Below are 20,173 nucleotides of genomic sequence, written 5' to 3' on the forward strand. Positions count from 1 at the left end.
TATACAATTTATATACGATTTTTCTTACATAAACATAAAACAACAAACATTAACATAAAACCAATCACGTAAAAACTTGTTGTTCCACTGCCACCAGTGTTAGGGATTACCCAATTATTTTTCACATTTTTCACTGTTAGTTTTTGTGTCCTTACCTCTTCTATAATTTCTATTTCTATTGGATCTCTAAGTAACATATATCCGTTTGGTGCTTTTATTTCTTGAATCGTATACTTTCCAAGTGCTAATTGGTCGGAAATCACCTTTCCTTTTTCATCCGTTGTTAATCTACTAACTTCTTTACCTTCTTTATCTAAGACTTGAAATACAGCACCTTTTAGTTTTAAATTAATGTCCTTATCATCGACTTTCTCAATTTCAATTTGCCCAGTCGGATCTGGTAATTTCTTATTTGCTATTTTAATTTCTACTACTACATCTCTTTCTATTTTTACAGCTATTTTATCTTTTAATAATTCGTAACCTCTTGGTGCTTCTACTTCCACTAAGGTATAGTTACCTATTGGCAAATCTTTTGATATCGCTTCTCCTTTTTCATCTGTTACTAACTCCCCAACTACTTTTTTATTTGAATCTTCAATATGAAATTTTGCTCCTGCTAGCTGTTTATTTTTATCGCTCGTATCTACTTTCACTAACTTCATTTTCCCCATCGGATCTGGTAATTTCTTATTTGCTATTTTAATTTCTACTACTACATCTTTTTCTATTTTTACAGCTATTTTATCTTTTAATAATTCGTAACCTTTTGGTGCTTCTACTTCCACTAAGGTATAGTTACCTATTGGCAAATCTTTTGATATCGCTTCTCCTTTTTCATCTGTTACTAACTCCCCAACTACTTTTTTATTTAAATCTGTAATATGAAACTTTGCTCCGAGCAATTTTTCATTATCATTATTACTATCAACTTTTTTTATTTTTACTTTTCCTGTACTAGGCTTGTTCCATTGTTGCCAGTTAAATTTGAAATTGTGAAATTCAAATCCACCAGTTTGTAGTATCGTACTGACAAATGCTTGTCCATTAATTGAGCCGCCTTTTGTTTCTAATACAGCATTTGGAGCAAACACACTCCCAACAACACCATATCCCTCTGTTGTGATTTTTTTCGCATTAGGAAAAACCCAAATCACTTTCCCGTATAGCTCAGTAAACGGTGAATTAGGAGAATAGGGTTGAGATGTAGGAACTATATCCGTAGCCCTTCCAATATTGTTCGTGTCATATAGAATGGATCCATTTTTAAATGTAACTTCTATTGCATCCGAATACATAACAATAAAATCTTTACCCTTAGCATTGGGTAAAAATACATCTCTTATATCTAAATTGATTTTCCCGGTCAATTCTGATGAAACATAAATATTAGGATTGTTTATATCTTTTCCAATACCATAACTCATATTTGGAATGGGGATATTCGTTTTATATTGACCTGCATTTTTACCGACTTGCTTGACTATGTTGCGAAATTCATTAAATTTCGCGTCAATTTCTAGTTTTTCTTTATAAACGATACGATCATAAGAAGATTGTATAATACGATCTGGATCACTCTCTTTTGTCATTACGACTATTCCGTTTTGAATGATAAAAGATTCCTCTCTTGATTTTTTGAATTTTCCAGACAATAACAAGGATGGATATCCCTCATCACTCCATTTTTCACCTACTATATTAGATGTTCCTGCTGCAGCACCTACAATCGTATAACCTGATGCATCCATATCACCTTGAACTGCGATTGCTCCTTCAATATCGCCACCTACTGCTTTATGGTTACCAAAGACAACAGCATTATAACGCGATATATCACCTAGACCTTCTAAATTTATCGTGGATCCATATGCTTCTTTTGGTACATAGACGACAAAACTTACACATAACATTAACAAAACCATAAAATGAATACTTACCAGTTTTAATAGTAGCCTCAATTCCTTTGTTCCCACCTTTACCGTATTTTTTCTACAGTCGAATAAAGTGCACTTTTATTAGTGATTCTTCCCTATATACCTTTTTTGCTTTTCCCTAAATTTTTGGATACACTATTCATTAATGCGGGATAAATACATTCTATCTAATTATTTTTTTCTTATAAATTACGACCAGAAGCATACATAACAATAGGATTGGAACTATTACCGTCCACTTATTAAACATAGATACCTCTGTACTCATTCCTTGTTTTTCTTCCTGGTCGAACTCTACACGCTCACCCCGAACTAGCAATCTATTGGTGTTTACTCCATAAGGCGTGCACGTAATTAATGTTGTATAATCTTTATTTTCTACAATTTGTAGATCGTCCGTTTCGTGTGGTAAAACTATTTTAATTTGATCTACTTTATAGGCAAGAACTTTGTCTAAAGAGTGAATATAAAAACGGTCTCCTTCACTCAACTTATCTAAATCTGTAAATAATTTTGCTGATGGTAAACCACGATGCCCTGTTAAAATAGTGTGCGTATTTTCTCCACCTACCGGGAGCGAAGAATAATCTAAATGACCTACCCCGCGACTTAATACTTCCTCAGAGGTCCCTTGATAGATTGGTAGTTTTATATTAATTTTCGATATTTCAATATACCCCATTACATCACCTAAATTTAAGGCATCGGCATACGCTTGATGATTACTTTTTTCTTCAGAAAATGGATCTGCAAATGTTTTCACGGAAGTTTGAACTTGTTTATTATATTCGGCTGCTTCTTTTTCTCTTCGTTCGAGTTCTTTCTTTTGTAGTGCTTTGATCTTCTTATCGTAAGAGCTAACCTCAGAATAATGTGCACGAGTCGCCAACCAATTACTAATAGTAGGATATAAAAAAATACCTAATCCAAATAAAAAAATACCACCTAAAACAAGATTTCGTTTCATATTTCCACCTCTGCATATACTAAAATATCGAAAAGAGGGAAGCATTTTGCTTCTCCCCTTTTCAAATCACATGGTTACATGTTCCTAAAACCTTAATTATTAGCAAACTTTTTTCTAAAGAAAACAAATGCTGCTGTAACCATTAACACAAGACCTATTACAGTAAAAAAAGTCGTTCCTATACCACCCGTTACTGGAAGCATCCATCCACTTTTATTATTTTCTATCGTTAATTTAACCGTTTGATTATTTTCGCTAATTTTTACATCAATCGGGTCTTTTAATAATTGATAAGAAGCTGTTGTACCATCTTCTTTTGTATATGTTGGTGCTTTCGTTTCAAAAATTTGATAGTCTCCATACGGAATGTTAGTCCATTTAATAACACCATTTTCATCTGATACACCAGTGACTTCTTTTCCTGCTACAACAACTATTTTCCCATTTTTATCTTTAAGTACAAACTCTGCACCTTTTAATTTCTTTTTATTAGCACCATCAATTTTTGTTAACTCAATTATTCCAGTTGTCGGAACAACAACTACAGGTTTAGATTCCTTTTCTCCAATTACATCATTTTTATTTATAAAATCAATTTTTGCTATATTTAAAATTTCCGAACCAGATGGTACGCCTTCTTTTACTTGTGATTTAATTTGCAAATGGAATTCTTTTTTACCATCTAATTGTGTGAAATCTTTTACTGTAGCTGTAATTTTTTGCCCTTCTACAGCTACCTCAACAATGCTTGCATTTACTTCCGCTCCATCAATTTTAACGATTGGTTTTCCTTGAATCACTAAACGATTGTCCAAAGTATCTGTTACTACATATTTTCTGTATTCTTTAATGTCTTCTGGGATTATTGTTTTAATATCATAATTGTAATTAGTTAACGGATTAATTGGCAGCGCTTCCAAATTTCCGTTAATCTTTTTATCAATAGTGGGTTCTTCATAGTTTTTCACTTCTATTTTAACAACTGTACCAGAAGAAATTGTTCCATCTTCGTTAATAGTTCCGGAGTTCTTTATAAAAAACTCGCGTTTAGTCGGATCTATTACATACCCTTTCGGTGCTTTTGTCTCTTGGAAATAGTATTCCCCATACTCTAATCCTTGCACGCGAATATGCCCATTACCATCTGTTACTAACTCTTTTTTCACTTCCGTACCATCTTTTTTAAATAAAGAGAATACTGCACCTGCTAACGCTTTTTCATTTGCACCAGTTTTTATTAAATCAACTGCACCACGTTTAATCTCATTTTTCGGATACATATGAACATCATAGTTTAGCACCTTACCCTCTTTATTCGTTAATGGAATATCCACTGTATACGTATTTGGATTTAGGTTAACATGTGAAGGTCCTGCCACTTCCTTCACTTCATAACGCCCTAGCGGAAGTTCTTTTAATACAGCTTGTCCATTATCATCTGTTACTACTTGAGTTGGAGTTGCTCCCATTACAGGTTTCACATCTTCTTTTACGATTTTCCCATCGTTTGAAATTTTTTCAAACGATGCAACCCTTTTCACTTCAAACGTTACACCTTTTAACGGTTTCGCATTTGTTGGCACCTCTTGATTTGCAAAGCCGTCACCTTCTAGTCCTGGTGCTCCATCTTTTTCTTGTTCATATTTATGAATGGTTAAAGTACCTTTGGATGGTGACGCTGCCTTTACTAATACACTAGACCATGTAGAAAATGTTAAGAAAAACATTAAAAGCACACTAAATATTTTTTTCATTTCTCTTATCCCCCTTTACTACTTCTATCATTTTAAAAATCTCTTAATTACTATTACCTTCTTGAAAGCAATAGTGTGCCAAGTATCAGATCTAAACAAATAACATAAAACATAGCCGACCAACAATCCATTGTTTACAATCACTTATTTACTCTTCTTCTTTTCTATTATTACGTTGTCTCTCCGTATGATAAATGTAGTTCTCACCCATAAATTACACTTATATCCCTACTTCAAAAATCGTTACATATTAACTTTCATGGCTAAATTTCATTAAATACTTTGCGTCAATCCATTAATCTCTCCCTTCCTATCCCTATTTAAAATTCAATCTAAATCATTTTTTGATACATATAAGCAATAACAAGCAAATAAGTGTGACGAGTCATATTTTACGTTACTCTTTAAAACTATTACCTGTATATTCAAATAATATGTGCTATTCATGTTAAATTATGGTATTATTCTTAGAAGTTTATAATTTTTATAGATAAAGTTTTTCCGTTTCTACTTTTGAAAAAAAGGAATATGTAATCATTCAACTATTACGCACAACTGTAAGGAGGAAGAATATGACTAAAAAGCTCAGTCTAGTCGAGATAGAGTATATTTGTAATATGTTTTTCCAATCTTTTGAAATTCCAGTTTGTTTTTTAGATTGTAACAAAAATATTCTTATAGAGTTTACATCAAAAAATGATTCACATTCGTGGTATCCACCAAACATAGAGCAGTTACATGTGCTTTTACAGAAAAATGATTCATATAATTTCCCAATCTTCAGAACTCACCATCATTTAGGGCACTTTATTTTAATTCACATAAAAAGTGATTACATGGTGAACGGTACTGTTATTATTGGGCCCTTAACACATGTAAATTTTTCTACAAGTAAAACAAATAGTGACCTTAATTTTATTGCTAATTATAAAAAAACAATTAACCATTATTTTTCATTGTCAATCAAAGATCAAAATTTCTTTGTAAATATAGCAATATTATTCTATAACATTCTCTATAAAAAAAATTCAGATGTAAGTACCTTTTCAAATAACAGTGACTCATTTCATATAAGTCATAGCAGAATCTTAAGCGAAGATATATATTTTTCAATGCAAAAAGACGAATCTATTTGTCATAACTTGTATATAGAGCAACAACTACTTGGAGCTATAGAAAACGGGGATAAAGAAACCGTACTCAAATATTATTACGAGTTCCAACAAGAGACTCTTTCATCTTTATCTTCATTTCATCAATTAAGACGTCATAAAAACATTTGTATTTCATCCATCACACTTGCTACTAGATATGCTATAAAAGGAGGGCTTCCTTCCGGGATTGCTTACAAGATTTACGATCTATACATTCAAAAGACAGAAGATTTAAAAGACACAGAATCTATTTGGGATTTATTAAGAAATGTTTTCTGTGCTTTTGCAGACCGTGTAAAAGTACAAAAAGTACAGCAACATTCAAAGACTATTTCTATTTGTAAAAACTACATTTTCAAAAATATTTACAATCAAATATCTGTTAAACAAATTGCTAAATTTGCAAATGTGAATTCAGATTATTTATCTATATTATTCAAAAAAGAAGTCGGTATATCATTAATTGAGTACATTCAACGTGAACGAATTGAAGAAGCGAAGAAATTATTAACTTTCACAACCTATCCCTTATCAGACATATGTGCTTCGCTTAATTTTAGTGATCAAAGCTATTTCACTAAAATTTTTAAAAAATTTACCAACGAAACACCTGGTAAATACCGACAATCTCATGTTGTCATTTAGAGTGAATCTTCCATTAAAACAAAGTGTTTTCAGTAACTTATCAATGAAAGATTTGAATTACTCCCACATTCATGACCTTTTGAGTTTAGGCTATTTATAAATCAAAAAACACGTTACTATTCTTTTATTTGATTGAGAATAGTAACGTGTTTTTATAGGTCATGTAATTTCGCAAACAGAAAAGCAGCCAAATACACCACTTAACTACTAAAATCTTATTAAGTAAAAAATCCATCAAATAATTATTGTGCGAGAATAAACCTAAACTTTTTTCGGTTAGTGACATTCATTCATCGGTACCCATCACATAATTTACGCCTAAGGCAGACTTCCTTATTGCGTTTTAATTATTTTCTACTTTATTTCTTTTGGATAATGAACTCTTTTCATCCAACAAATAATCCCTACTATTATTTTTGTATCTTTCTAAATTTGCGAACGAAGGTGAGTACTGTACCAGCAATAACCAGCCATATGCCCATTGCTGCACTGTTAGTTGTACTTGCACCCGTATGGGGAAGCTCTCTATCTGTAGATTCTTTTTTATCGGAGTTACTGTTGTTCTGCATATTACTGTTATTAGTGTTATTAACAAGACCATTAGCTTTGCTAGTGTCTTTATCTTTCACAAATATTTTTTGTATTGTTTTTACCTCATTACCTGCAGAATCTCTGACACTATATATTATTTCGAGTGTACCAGGTTTAGAGGTATCTATAGTTCCTTCATACGCTACTTTAGAGGTAAGGTCACCATCCTCTTTATCAGTAGCTGATACTCCTACCATTGGGTCAAATTTTTCTCCCTTAGTGATTGTAGTTGTAGCAGGTACTTTTAGTATTGGTAATTCATTTTCAACTTCTTCTCTAACTTTGACCGTTACAGTTTGTTTCGCAGTTACTTCATGGCCTTGAGAATCTGTCACTGTGTACGTTACTACGTAAGTACCGGCTTTAGAGGTATCTACTTCACCCTCAACTTTTACTTTAGAAGTAAGATCGCCGTCTTCTTTATCAATAGCTTTTACTTTTACCATTGGATCGAATGAATCTCCTACAGTAATTGTCGCTGCATCAGGAACTGTTAATGTAGGGTTTAAATCTGATGTTTCTCCATTTCCCTCTACAATTACAGTCTGTGTTGCCGTTGCTTTCCCACCTTGAGAATCAACGACAGAGTAATCCACAATGTATTTTCCTGGTTTAGAAGTATTTACATCACCTTTATGTTCTACTCGATTTGTTAAATCACCATCTTCTTTATCAATAGCTTTTATATTGCTCATTGGATCAAATTTATCACCGACACGTAGTATAATTGTTGGTGGTACTGTTAAATCTGGGACTTGATTTGCCTCAGTTTTTTCATTTTCTTTCACTGTTCCTTTAATTTTCGCTGCATCAAATGCTTTTTGAACCGCTTCAACCTCAATTGAATTCGCACCATATTTGTTCGTTGCAACTTTAAGGCATGCTAATCTTAATTCAGAGAAATTAGAAGTCATGTTCAATTCATCAGTATTTGCATAATAGAAAATATCAAACATTTTATCTTCACCAATACCATTTACAGTTACACCGTTATGAGTGCCGCCTTGTGCAATTAAATACGCGACTTTATTAATAATACTTGAGTTAAAATGAACGCCCTCATTATCTTCTCCGTTTAAATCACTGTATTTGGTATAATCATCTGGGTATGGTACTCCATCAAAAAATTTGACTGAAGATGGATTTTTCATATTACGAAGAACGGATCCACTTTGTTCTCCTATTGTCCAATTAAATTCTCCATTATTTACATATTTCTCAATAGCCGTTCCCATAATATCAGATAATGCTTCATTAATTGCCCCCGATTCCCCAAAGAATTCAAGATTAGATTCGCTAGATGTAACCGCATGTGTAAATTCATGGCCTGCTATGTCAAACGCTCTAACCATTGGATCACCATATATAAGCATACTAACGTTGTTAATATTAGCACTAATTGCATTCCCCCAGTTTTTAGGATCATCTGTTTCTCCAGAATCCCATGCATGCACAACTGATACTACTTTTTTCCCCTTATTATCAAAACTATTACGCTTATATTTATCTTTATAAAAATCATATACCTTTGTTGCTAAGAAATGGGCACTTACCGCCTTTGAATCATTAAATGTTGTTGAAGTGCCAGTTGCTAATATACCCGGATAATACCTTCCTTCAAAAGTAATATCTCTATAATTTACATCATACGTCTCAATTCCTTGTCCTCTTGTGTAATCAGCAAGCGCATATTTTCCGTCACTCTGTTCTGAAATACCAAATGTGCGAGTTATACCGACATCATCTTTTCCCGTTCCAGTTAATGATATGAAATTGCTTTTTCTAGTTTCTTTTAAAGACTCAACATGCTCTTCACTTACTGTTAAAGCTGATTCTTGTACCATATTTTTCAACATATCACCATTTTGAGCGTTCACTAAATAAGTTCCAGATACATAATTTGGTGTTACAGCAGCAAATGTAACTTGATATGCATTACTAGCCTGTCCATTATTTTCATCAACAAAAATAATTTCTTTAACTTCTGGCTCAGAAATAAATTTAATATCATTTCCATACTTCGTATAAATATATTGTTTTGCTTCTTCTTTTGATAAATTGATAGGATTCTTTAAATTTGCTTTTGCTAAATTTTGTGCGCTGTTCCCTGAAACACTTTTAATAATACCTTTTTTATCTACATGAGCAGTCAATTGGTGTCCATATACTTCTTTTCCTTCATATATTTGTTGCATACGCACAAGTGTAGTCCCATCATATGAAACACGTTTTTGAAGAACCTTATAATCTACCCCTTTGTCTCCACTAACTTGTTTTGGAGACAAAGCATGCTCCGTCTTTTCCTTAAGTGCGTCTTTCACTACATTTTCTGGCGTCTTTTGTGATGGTTGTGTAAGTTCTCCTGTGCGGAACAAATCCTCTTGAACATCAACTTGCATTTGAATCGTTTCCTCTGCATAACCTACTCCAGATGGTGTTACGCTTGTTAAAGCTAAACCTGTTGTTAATGCAACTATAGCTATTTCTTTTTTATTTTTCATGTTTTTCCCCTCGTATCATTTCCTGAAATATGAAACCGCTAAAATTTATATAATCTATTCCTAACATAAAAAGATGACCTCTGTAATCAACAAAAGTCATCTCTTCAATATGTAATATACCTAATATATTTTTAATGCATAATTTCTATATAAAACAGAAAAATCATTCATTAACGAGCATTTTGCAATACTTTTATTAGGTCATTTATATTTTCAACTTTCTGCTGAAACTGATCAAATCTACTATGTAGCAATGAAGGATTTTTATCTTCAGTTGAAATAACTTTTTTTAATTCCTGCTCTAATTTATCATATGTATCAAAGAAATTATCAAATTCTACACTTACAAGTTCTTCATTTTCACGATAAAATCTTTTTGCTTCTATATAAGTTATATATGATTTATTTAAAAACCCTAATGAAATTAAATATTTAGAAGTGTTTTCTTGGTAAATAGCAATATCACATGATATTTTCATATCAGAATAAGTCTTTTGAACGAAACAATGCAACTCAAAAATCTTAAACTTTAATACATTATTCATTTCATCCCCTCCCATCCTATCTATTCTACATAAAAAAAGAATATTATACAAAGTAAAATATCAATATAGTACAAAAATAAAAAGCGAAAGAATAACTTCTTTCGCTTTTTACAGTAATACATACATTTCATATTGTGCTAAAGCATTCTTTTCAAATCCGGTTTTCTTTAAAAATCCTTCTAGTAAATTATTGTTTGGAAACCCAATTGATAAACTTGACACATTTAAGTTTTCTCTTGCCATTTGTAATAATCTTGATCCAATACCACGATTTCTATAGTCTTTGTCTACGAAAAGAAAACTAATTTTACCTTGTTCATTCATACATATTGAGCCTTTTAAATCATTATCGACATATGCGCCATAAAATGTATGATTTGTTTTTTCAATATAATCCATATCATTTTGCCAATTTATATGGAAATGTAACCATTTTTGAATTTCAACTTTAAAAGTTGGAAAATTTAATTGTTTTACTTCAATTCCCTTACAATCTTTATTTATTATTTTAGTCATATCTTTTAAATTATAATAAGATAGATCATATACTTTTTCATAGCCTAATTTATTATAAAAACGAATCGCTCGGTCATTGCCTACAATGACTTCAAGGAAAAGTTGCTTACACTCATTTTGAATCGCCTCTTCTTTATGCAGTTCAAATAACTTTTGACTCACACCAATACCGCGATAATTCGGATGAACCGCTAATGTTCCGCAGCGCATTGTTTTTATGTTTTCATAATCCTTTATTCCACCAAGTATTACACCAACTGATTTGTCACCGTCTACAGCAAGAAACGAGTGTTCTAACGAATTCCCTTCAGCTCCAAAAAATCTTTTTATAAAATCTTCTTTTGAAACTTCCATTTTAATAATGTAATCTGAAAAGCCATCTCTAAAAGCTTCATATACTAAATCTATACTTACTTCACTGCACCTTTTGTATTGAATCATATAAAATTACCCCCACTTACTCGTGTTAAACTTAACATTCAAATACATAAAATGTACTAGCTCTACTCTACCCATCATTCTTTAATTTTTAATCCTACCATTTAATTTGAAATAAACGGGCACTTCCCCACATATCTGTCACTATTAATTTGTTTTATAACAAACGGTGCAATATCACTATTTTGAATTTTGATTCCTGGCATATCTACTAAACTCTCGTTTATATGTCCAATACCATTTCCCTCTATAACAAATGGTAATCTAACAATTGTCCAATCTACTTCACTACTTTGGATAATTTGTAATTCCTTATATTTATCTTGCATCATTTTGGATAAAAAAACTTTAAATAAGGTAGCCCCTATTTTATTTACAATTCCCTTTTGATCTCCTGTAACATTTAAAGAACCTCCGGAAATTACAATATATCTTTTTATTTCAAACTCCTTCATTGCTTCTAAAATATGCTTCGTTACTGTGCTAAAAATATAAAATTCATTTTTGGGTTGACCTACTGCATTAATTACAGCTCGACATCCTTTAAGTAATTTACGTATTGAAGCAAAATCACGTGCATCTCCATTAATAATCTCTAAATTTTCATTTGTTATTTTGATATTATTAGAATTTCTTGTTAATATTTTTACTTGATATCCCTTTTCTAACGCTTCGTTTACAAGAAATTTCCCAGCTTTTCCGTTCGCGCCCAAAATAGCTATTTTATTTGTACTTTCCAATATTATCCCCTCTTACTATCTATGATTTACTACATTAATCTCATATACACGTAAAAAAGCAATTAAATGCTCACATGCTCGTTCACATGCTAACACTTTAAAGATTTTTTGTTCCTCTTTCGTTTTATCATTCGCTTGATCTGAAGCAGCTTTTAAACATAGAAAAGGTTTGTTATTGATTTGGCACACATAAGCAAAAGCTGCCACTTCTTGATCAACCGCTAATGCTCCATATACAGTATGGAGTAAATATCTCATTTCTGAACTACGAATACGTTGATCTCCAGATAAAAATGTACCATAATGAATCGGATCATATGATCGTATCTTTTTTATTCTTCTTACAAGCGACTTTGTTGTTTCAATAGGTGCTGTCCTACCATTATATAAATTAAAAACATCTTCCCCCGAACCAGCAGCAGTAACATCGTGTTGTATTGCATTAAGAGCTACTACAATATGTCCATTTTTCACCTTATTTGATAGACTTCCACATATTCCTGTCATAAACAACTCATCTGGCTGAAACTCACTAATTAATAATTGTACACAACTTGCACAGCTTACTTTCCCAACTCCCGTTATAACTGAAATAATTTCCAGATCATTTATAGTATGAAAATGAAATTCCCAAGCTGCTCTTTTTTCAATGCGTTTACTTGGATAATATTGATGCAAATACGTAAGTTCAGGTTCCCAAGCTGCTACGATTGCAATACGTTTCATTACACGCTTCACTTCCCCTATTGTTATCATGTAAATACTTTATCTATACTCTCTCGTTCATAATCTGGAATCCACTCTTTATATTGCTCATATAAAGTGAAACTTTAATCAGTGGGGGTTTTCTTCATCCCCCACTGATTATTAGTTGAACCAATCGGACTTTTATGGGCAGCCCGGTTCCCACCTAACTTCTTTGTTTTCGCTGAATTTTGAGGTGAGGGCCTTACTGCCCATTAAAGCGGGATAAACTTCGTATTATTTCTTTATTCTTCGTAATTACTTCACTTCCTCTATCATCATACATAAACATAATAATATCTTTTGTTATATTTATGAGAAATACATCTGGATAAGAAGTTTCTTTTTTTCGTCCAAAACGAGGAAAAAGATTTGGAAGATCTTTATGATTCGGTGTTTAAATAGGCCGCTTATGCTTTATATCACCAGTGAACCATTTTAATGAAAAATGATATGTACAATACAAGTCAACTTCTTCATCTTTAAATAAAAATGGCATTGTTTCTTGCCTTATATGATGCTTTAAGTCTCTTTTCTAAATAAATCGTCTATATATTTATTTTCTGTAGATTTTCCACATTTTCCTTTTTCAATCGATAACCATTTGTTATTAAAAACACTTTATCTTCTTTTGAAAATATATCTTCAAATAAGTGTTTATTAAATGTACGGCACTAATGTAACCCCAGGGAATGTTTGATTCACATATTCTTTTAATTGCATTCGTATACCCTTTCTACTCTATAATTTCTTTTAACTGCCAATATGCATCTTTTAGCCAAGGATGTATAACTTTCAACGTTTCTTTTCTTTCCCACAAAAATGAAATATATGCAAAAGCAGCATGTTCTAAAGATTTTTCTATCCCCTTTTTTACTTCTACTAAGTATGGTGGTGTCCCATTTTGATCCCATTCTATTTTATCAGCAACAAATAACACTAAATCCATCTTCGTTGCATGTTTACGCAACGTGGTATGGCAACAAATTGCATTTAAAATCTCTTCATCTGTTACTTTAAATATCTGTTCTGCGATTACTCTCGACAATTTTTGATGAATAATCATTGGAAACTCTCGCTCTTCTTGTAATATCTCTATTCCGAATTGCTCAGCAACTACAATCCGATCTCCATTCGGAAAGATTGCACTAATATCATGTAAATATCCTGCAATTGCTGCCTTTTCTTCATTTACATGATACATAACTGCAATTTTACGAGACTCATTTGCGACTCGAATTGAATGTTTATATGTAACTTCTTTCTTGTATTTTAATAGAAAAGCTTTTATATCATTTTCAATTTCTCCAGTTGGAGTAAATGAGTATATATCCTTATATAGCATCGTATGTCCCCTTCTTCCTAACCTTCAATATAACGCTGTATTTAAATATCCTTTTTATTTGTATTCGTTATGAATGTTTTAATCCCTTTTTATACGTTACATGAAATTTTATGTAGAATCATTGCTACAAAACACATAAATGTTTGATATTATAGTAATGTTAATGATTTGTAAGGAAAGGAACTACATAATGAATAAAAATATATTAATTATTGATGACGATAAAGAAATTGTTGAATTACTTGCTGTTTATTTGCGAAATGAAGGCTATAACATTTATAAAGCATATGATGGCGATGAAGCATTACAAATGATTTCTACATATGAAGTTGACCTTATGATTTTGGATATTATGATGCCAAAACGAAATGGATTAGAAGTTTGTCAAGAAGTTCGTGAAAATAATACTGTACCTATTCTTATGCTGAGTGCAAAAGCAGAAGATATGGATAAAATATTAGGACTTATGACAGGCGCTGATGATTATATGATTAAACCATTTAATCCATTAGAATTAGTAGCTAGAGTGAAAGCTTTGCTACGACGATCAGCTTTCCAAAAGGCCACTTCCCAAAAGAATGAAGATGGTATGATTCGCATTCGTTCTGCTGAAATACACAAACATAATCATACCGTTAAAGTAAATGGCGAATATATTAAGCTTACATCTATTGAATTTGATATTTTATATTTACTCGCGAGTAATACAGGAAGAGTATTTAGTTCTGAAGAAATATTTGAACGTGTTTGGAATGAAGATGGTTATGGTTCAAATAAAACTGTAATGGTCCACATTAGTAATTTACGAGATAAGCTTGAAACAGGAATGAATGGAGAAAAGTTTATTCATACTGTTTGGGGAGTAGGCTACAAAATTGAGAAATGAAGCATTTGATATATTAAAAGATATCCCGAAATGGAAACTCATTTTTTGGCTCTTATTAGCTATCACACTCACTCCTATTACTGAATTAATTATATATCGCCTCGTTACGAGTGTAATTGAGAGTTCGCTTACGTTAAGCGAACTTGGTAAAGAATTCATTAGAATTTTTGGTTATGAAAAATATAAAGGAATAAAAGAATCTCTATGGATGATGATTGTCTCTTATTTATTTTTATTTTCTATTTTCTCATCCTACCTATACATTTTTTATCGTCATGAACGAAAGCTTTACTATGAAACTTGTATTAAAAAAATGATAGAAGAGATCCGCTATATTGCAAATGGAAACTTCAATCATAAAGTTTCTATCGTAAACCATAATTATCTAGAAGAGTTAGCAAGCGGGGTTAATCAAATTGTTGAACAATTGAAAGTCTCGATTGATGAAGAAAGACAGGCAGAACAAGCAAAAAGCGAATTGATTACAAATGTATCGCATGATTTACGTACTCCTCTTACCTCTATAGTTGGATACGTGAATTTAATCCACCATGATAATTATAGAGATGAAGTAGAATTACGGCATTATATACAAGTCATTTACGATAAAGTAACTCGTCTTAATGCATTAATGAATGATTTGTTTGAATATACGCGTGTTCAAAATAAAGAATTAAGTTTATATTCTGTCCCTATTGATATTGTAGAACTTCTTGGACAATTAACTGTTCAATTTCGAATACAGCTTCAAGAGGCTAATATTAATTGTCGCCCCTTTTTCCCATCAAATAAGTTAATGGTATTAGCTGATGGAGACAAATTAGTGCGCGTATTTGAAAATCTAATTATTAATGCTATCGCTTACGGTAACGATGGTGATTATATTGATATTACTGCTTATGAAAGTAATAATATGATCGCAATCGATATAACCAATTACGGCCAACCTATTCCTAGTACCGATTTACCTCATATTTTTGAACGTTTTTATCGCGTTGAGAAATCGCGCTCTACAAACACTGGTGGATCTGGACTCGGATTGGCAATTGCAAAAAGTATTGTCGAATTGCATAAAGGAACAATTGAAGTGTATAGTGATGACAAAAAAACAACATTCACTGTAAAACTACAACCATACAAATGTTAATACAGCTTAATTTTAGGTCCAATTTCTTACAATATAAGAAATTGGACCTTTCATTTTCCAGCAACATCCAAATTTTAATAATCCTTTATAATTCTTTAGAAATTCTTTACCTTTTCTTTCTTCCTAATTAAGCATTCCTTTTTACAATATTATTATCGACGTCATAATAGGAGGATCGCTTATGCAATTCTTAAAAAAATTCACAATTTTATTATTATCTTTTGTTATTACCGCACTTATCGTTTTATATTTTTACCTTTATGTAAATGGCCCAATTATTCAAGCTAAATCAGCTATTTTAATAGATGCTCATTCAGGTGAAGTTGTTTATACAAAAAATGAAGAAACTCCTATACAATCGGCTACTTTATCTAAATTAATGACAGAATATATCGCACTAGAACAACTGAATGAAGGAAATATACAGTTAGATGAAGTCGTAAAAATAAGTAACGAAGTTTTCCAAGCAGAAACGAGTCCTATACAAGTAACTTCGAAAGATAAAACGACGGTTCGTGATTTACTACATGCATTGTTATTGACAGGGAATAATCGTTCCGCACTTGCCCTTGCAGAACATATTGCTGGAAACGAAGATAATTTTACACAGTTAATGAATGAAAAAGCAAAACGTCTAAAGTTATCACAACCATCTCCGTTTCTAAACGCTTCTGGAATGAATAACGATACAAATAAACTTTCAACTACAACAGCAATTGAAGTTGCTAAACTAGCAACAGAATTAGTAACAGACTTTCCAGATGTACTGAACGTTACAAAACTAACCTCTTACCAGTTCTCCTTCAAAGATACGAAAGTTTTCAACACTAATAAAATGATATATTCCCTTAATAAAAACATTAAACTCCAAGGTGTTGATGGCTTACAAACTAGTTTTTCAACTAATGGTAATTATAGTTTTGTCAGTACCGCAAAACGAGGAGATACTAGACTTATTTCAGTAATATTAGACGCCGAAAATGAAAACAGTACGTTTATTGAAACAAAAAAGTTACTTCAGTACGGCTTTGATCCTTCTTCTTACTCTGCACTCCAAGCGTTCCAAGATGCTGTTACATCTTGGACAGTTTTGCTTCAGTTTAAAAATTTAATTATACAAACATTGTTGATTTTCTTCATTATTACAATTTTAATGTTTTTACATATACGTCAGAAAAAATCCGAGGATTTAAATTAGGAAATCTTCTTATATAAAAAACGGCTTGCATTTACAGTGCAAGCCGTTTTCTAAATCTATAGTCCTCTTCCAATTAAATTCGCTGAAACAGGCTGAAAGTTTAACTCTCTCGCCCATATAGATAGCTGGCCAATATGGTGAATTTCATGCACAATTACATGTCTCAAAACTTCACCATATGTATATGTTTTATCTGTCCACGAAGCTTTTAATATTTTACATTCTAAGTTAGCTGACCATACTTGTAAAAAACCTTCTAATTCTCGTTTATACAAATCAGATAACACTTTCACTTTCTGGATTGATTGATAATCTTTAAACTGCGGTTCACTATCTTCTTTTCCTTTAAGCGCATTAATTCAGCTATACTCAACATCAACAATATGAAATAATGTTTCTAAAATACTTCCAACACCACCAACACGCTTGCGAAGTAATACTTCCTCTGAAAGTTGCTCACACCACTTAAACCAATCATCTCTTACTTGCCAATTATATTGCAATAAAGTGTACACATTTATCTCTCCCCTACCTCAATTATCCACTTAATAGCATCTATAATATAATGTGGCTCATCTTTTTGAATATAGTGACCGCTTTGTTCTGCAATTACAAACTTATTATTGCTCGATAATCGTAATAATTCTTCTTGCAATTGTAACCATTTCATTTGTGCTTCTTGCGAATAAAAGGCTTTTTTACCAGCAGCTAACACGATAAGTGGAATATTTCTCATTGACTGACAATGTTTATCTGCTTCACCTAGACTAAACATAAACTCTTCATAAGAACTTTCATGTACAAATTGTTTATAGTAAGCTTCTTGAAATTCAGGAGACATGATCGGCAAAAAAGCTTCTTTATAATTTTCTGGTGTCGAATCAACTAAAACTACTCCCATCATATTCTCGGGATAAAAAGTCGTAAATAAACGTGCATTTATACCGCCAAAAGAATGTCCTATGAAAATATAGGGCGGTTTCAGTTGCAATTTCTCTAAGCAACTTCTTAATTCTTTTATCATTTCAGAACTAATACGTCGGTTGGAACTATTCCCACTTTTCCCCAATCCAGCTCGATCATATGTAAGTACCGTCCCATATTCAGTCAGCCCTTCAGCAATATGATCCCATGCCTTTGAATAATCGCCATAACCTGCCTCCATTATAATAACAGGTTGCAACTTCTTTCCTTGGAATACTTTTGAATACATTTTAAAATCATCAACTTGTATATATTCCTCTATACATTTAACCATTGACGATTACTTCTCTCTGATTCAGTTCCTCGTCAATTTGATTAATTATTTCCTCCACAGATAAAGATCCATCCAAAACAATATCTGAATTTGGCTTTACAGTATGAAGCGCCTCTAAATAAGCTTTTCTAGCATATGTTATATAATGCTTTAAATCATTATGTATTTCACTCATTGTATCCTCTTTAAAATCTCGCAAAATTCTTCTAGCCATCGCAATATCTAAAGGCGTATCGATAAATATAGTTACATCAATGAATTGTCGCATTTCACTATTTAAGTATGCAAAAGGATAATCTACAATAATATAATCTACATTACTATCTCGTATAAGATGCCGAATATCCTTAATTAATGGCGTGAGTACCCATTCATCATAATTCGCTCCATCATCAATCCATTTACAAATATCTGCAGGACAGTTATCAAATTTATAACTATCAAAATAAAGAGCTTTTGAATTTTTCAACTCATTTGTTAATCTTTCTGTAACAGTAGTTTTACCTCCGCCTGAAACAGCTGCAATTGAAATTACTTTAGTATTTTTATTCATAACTTCCCACCATACCCCTTTTAATTAACATAACATAATTATAAAAAACTATTAGTTTCTTCACTCCATTCATATTCTAACATACTCATTTCCCATAAATTCCAATACGTTTCCCCTACTTTTTTTGATTCTCTTAATAAACCTTCTTTTACAAATCCTATTTTTTCATAACATGAAATGGCCGCCGTATTAAAATCATAGACACCTAGAGTGACTCTATGTAGTTTTAATTCTTCAAATGCAATATGAAGAACTGCTTTCATCATATGTTTCCCTATAGAACGTCCTCTCATTTTCGTATCACCAACTAGCACTTTTCCAATCCTTGCAGACTTATTTATGTTGTCTATTCGCCCAAGTGAAATATGACCAATTACTTCTTTGCTCTCTTCATCTATTACTTTGAATGGAAGTGTATTTGTACTTTCTATATATTGTTCTAATTGCTGATTATTTAAAGGATATGTAAATGCATTTCCTGACCATTGTATTAAAAAATCCTCAGAATGAATCCAGTTTATTAACTGTTTAAAATCCTTTCTTTTAAAAGGCTCTAGTCCAATCATTCCTATTCTCCTTTCTTAAAGCATTATTTCTAGCCTCAACCTTAATTCTACGTAAAGAATAGATTCTCCTTTTATACAAAATTAAAATAAAGCCATTCATATGAATGGCTTTACAAATAAACAGCATAATTATGCTTTATTTGCTACATCGACACCGTTAAAATCAAACTCAGCAGTAACCGTTGTAACAGGTGGGAAAATTGCTTCAATTTTGCAAATGGAAATAATTACTCCAACCGATCCAGGAATAGCTGCAAGCTTAACTACATCACAACTTACAGACGAAACAGTACCTACATAAGTACGTCCCTCTGTATTAATTTGAACTGTTCGATTAATTAATTTCTTAAGTTCATCTCTAATTCCTTGTACACAAGAATTATTACATTTCTCATGCTGTTCTTTTTTACACTCTTCGAATACTTCCCAACAATCATCCTGTTTACATGTACACTTCTTTTTACAATTATTAAATCGAGAACCCAATACCTCACCCCCTAATCCTTTCTATTAGTAAAGTATGTCCACTAGCTTAAAAGAGTACGAGGCAAACACATAGAAAGAAAAAAACAAACGATTGTACTAAACTTTTCTTTCATTATTAACTATAAAAACATACCTCTCCTAATTAAAAGCTTGTTTAATTAGAGGCCGTGAATTTAGTCCTACTTCATTTAATGTTTAAGCA

17 protein-coding genes and 2 pseudogenes are annotated in these 20,173 nt (G+C 31.8%); 4 read left to right on the forward strand and 15 right to left on the reverse strand.

All coding sequences use genetic code 11. The features are described from left to right. Positions 1 to 8: 8 nt before the first annotated feature. The 3 genes from AC0NJG_RS01725 to AC0NJG_RS01735 form a co-directional block, all read right to left on the reverse strand. Positions 9 to 1,961, reverse strand: a complete 1,953-nt coding sequence (locus tag AC0NJG_RS01725; protein ID WP_097610124.1) for a SpaA isopeptide-forming pilin-related protein — start codon at positions 1,959 to 1,961, stop codon at positions 9 to 11. Positions 1,962 to 2,100: 139 nt separating this feature from the next. Further along, positions 2,101 to 2,904 carry a class C sortase gene (locus AC0NJG_RS01730; RefSeq protein WP_080489158.1) on the reverse strand — a complete coding sequence of 268 codons (804 nt, stop codon included), beginning with the start codon at positions 2,902 to 2,904 and terminating at the stop codon, positions 2,101 to 2,103. Positions 2,905 to 2,996: 92 nt separating this feature from the next. Then, positions 2,997 to 4,658 carry a SpaA isopeptide-forming pilin-related protein gene (locus AC0NJG_RS01735; protein WP_474062791.1) on the reverse strand — a complete coding sequence of 554 codons (1,662 nt, stop codon included), beginning with the start codon at positions 4,656 to 4,658 and terminating at the stop codon, positions 2,997 to 2,999. Between the two features lie 572 nt (positions 4,659 to 5,230). Here AC0NJG_RS01735 and AC0NJG_RS01740 point away from each other — a divergent pair. Then, the gene (locus AC0NJG_RS01740) at positions 5,231 to 6,457 is read left to right on the forward strand and encodes an AraC family transcriptional regulator (protein WP_474062792.1); all 1,227 of its coding nucleotides are present in this window, start codon (positions 5,231 to 5,233) and stop codon (positions 6,455 to 6,457) included. Positions 6,458 to 6,867: 410 nt separating this feature from the next. On the opposite strand, the gene AC0NJG_RS01745 is transcribed toward AC0NJG_RS01740, so the two are convergent. The 7 genes and pseudogenes from AC0NJG_RS01745 to yqeK form a co-directional block, all read right to left on the reverse strand. Continuing rightward, a complete protein-coding gene (locus AC0NJG_RS01745; RefSeq protein WP_474062793.1) occupies positions 6,868 to 9,549 on the reverse strand; it encodes a M4 family metallopeptidase in 2,682 nt (893 codons plus the stop codon). 170 nt (positions 9,550 to 9,719) lie between these two features. Continuing rightward, the gene (locus tag AC0NJG_RS01750) at positions 9,720 to 10,094 is read right to left on the reverse strand and encodes a hypothetical protein (RefSeq protein ID WP_087953700.1); all 375 of its coding nucleotides are present in this window, start codon (positions 10,092 to 10,094) and stop codon (positions 9,720 to 9,722) included. A 108-nt stretch (positions 10,095 to 10,202) separates the two neighbouring features. Continuing rightward, on the reverse strand, positions 10,203 to 11,051 hold the full coding sequence (locus AC0NJG_RS01755; RefSeq protein WP_087953701.1) for a GNAT family N-acetyltransferase: 849 nt from the start codon (positions 11,049 to 11,051) through the stop codon (positions 10,203 to 10,205). Between the two features lie 101 nt (positions 11,052 to 11,152). Then, positions 11,153 to 11,788 carry an SDR family oxidoreductase gene (locus AC0NJG_RS01760; RefSeq protein WP_087953702.1) on the reverse strand — a complete coding sequence of 212 codons (636 nt, stop codon included), beginning with the start codon at positions 11,786 to 11,788 and terminating at the stop codon, positions 11,153 to 11,155. A gap of 15 nt (positions 11,789 to 11,803) precedes the next feature. After that, positions 11,804 to 12,541: a 5'-methylthioadenosine/S-adenosylhomocysteine nucleosidase gene (gene mtnN / locus AC0NJG_RS01765; RefSeq protein WP_140421213.1), complete on the reverse strand. Its 738-nt coding sequence runs from the start codon at positions 12,539 to 12,541 to the stop codon at positions 11,804 to 11,806. Between the two features lie 196 nt (positions 12,542 to 12,737). Then, a pseudogene (locus tag AC0NJG_RS01770) lies at positions 12,738 to 13,255 on the reverse strand (DUF3885 domain-containing protein). A 13-nt stretch (positions 13,256 to 13,268) separates the two neighbouring features. Next, complete coding sequence (yqeK, locus tag AC0NJG_RS01775; RefSeq protein WP_087953705.1) at positions 13,269 to 13,877, reverse strand: bis(5'-nucleosyl)-tetraphosphatase (symmetrical) YqeK; 609 nt, start codon at positions 13,875 to 13,877, stop codon at positions 13,269 to 13,271. Between the two features lie 190 nt (positions 13,878 to 14,067). Between yqeK and AC0NJG_RS01780 the strand changes: the two genes are divergently transcribed. The 3 genes from AC0NJG_RS01780 to AC0NJG_RS01790 all read left to right on the forward strand — a co-directional run bounded on the left by AC0NJG_RS01780 (position 14,068) and on the right by AC0NJG_RS01790 (position 17,108). Continuing rightward, positions 14,068 to 14,763, forward strand: coding sequence for a response regulator transcription factor (locus tag AC0NJG_RS01780; protein ID WP_087953706.1), 696 nt, complete (start codon positions 14,068 to 14,070; stop codon positions 14,761 to 14,763). Next, positions 14,753 to 15,910, forward strand: a complete 1,158-nt coding sequence (locus AC0NJG_RS01785) for a sensor histidine kinase (protein ID WP_474062794.1) — start codon at positions 14,753 to 14,755, stop codon at positions 15,908 to 15,910. The genes AC0NJG_RS01780 and AC0NJG_RS01785 overlap by 11 nt, the downstream gene beginning before the upstream one ends. 181 nt (positions 15,911 to 16,091) lie before the next feature. Further along, positions 16,092 to 17,108: a D-alanyl-D-alanine carboxypeptidase family protein gene (locus AC0NJG_RS01790; protein ID WP_088327145.1), complete on the forward strand. Its 1,017-nt coding sequence runs from the start codon at positions 16,092 to 16,094 to the stop codon at positions 17,106 to 17,108. 56 nt (positions 17,109 to 17,164) lie between these two features. Here the strand turns inward: AC0NJG_RS01790 and AC0NJG_RS01795 are convergent. The 5 genes and pseudogenes from AC0NJG_RS01795 to AC0NJG_RS01815 form a co-directional block, all read right to left on the reverse strand. Further along, positions 17,165 to 17,623 (reverse strand): annotated as a pseudogene (locus tag AC0NJG_RS01795) (DinB family protein). Between the two features lie 2 nt (positions 17,624 to 17,625). After that, entirely contained in the window at positions 17,626 to 18,366 is a 741-nt protein-coding gene (locus AC0NJG_RS01800) for an alpha/beta fold hydrolase (protein WP_087996959.1), read from the reverse strand. Beyond that, the gene (locus AC0NJG_RS01805; RefSeq protein WP_087953710.1) at positions 18,359 to 18,919 is read right to left on the reverse strand and encodes a nucleoside/nucleotide kinase family protein; all 561 of its coding nucleotides are present in this window, start codon (positions 18,917 to 18,919) and stop codon (positions 18,359 to 18,361) included. The genes AC0NJG_RS01800 and AC0NJG_RS01805 overlap by 8 nt, the downstream gene beginning before the upstream one ends. A 38-nt stretch (positions 18,920 to 18,957) precedes the next feature. Next, on the reverse strand, positions 18,958 to 19,485 hold the full coding sequence (locus tag AC0NJG_RS01810) for a GNAT family N-acetyltransferase (RefSeq protein ID WP_087953711.1): 528 nt from the start codon (positions 19,483 to 19,485) through the stop codon (positions 18,958 to 18,960). Between the two features lie 129 nt (positions 19,486 to 19,614). Further along, the gene (locus tag AC0NJG_RS01815) at positions 19,615 to 19,971 is read right to left on the reverse strand and encodes a hypothetical protein (RefSeq protein WP_087953712.1); all 357 of its coding nucleotides are present in this window, start codon (positions 19,969 to 19,971) and stop codon (positions 19,615 to 19,617) included. Between the last annotated feature and the right edge of the window lie 202 nt (positions 19,972 to 20,173).

The organism is Bacillus sp. SSR7 (assembly GCF_055902415.1).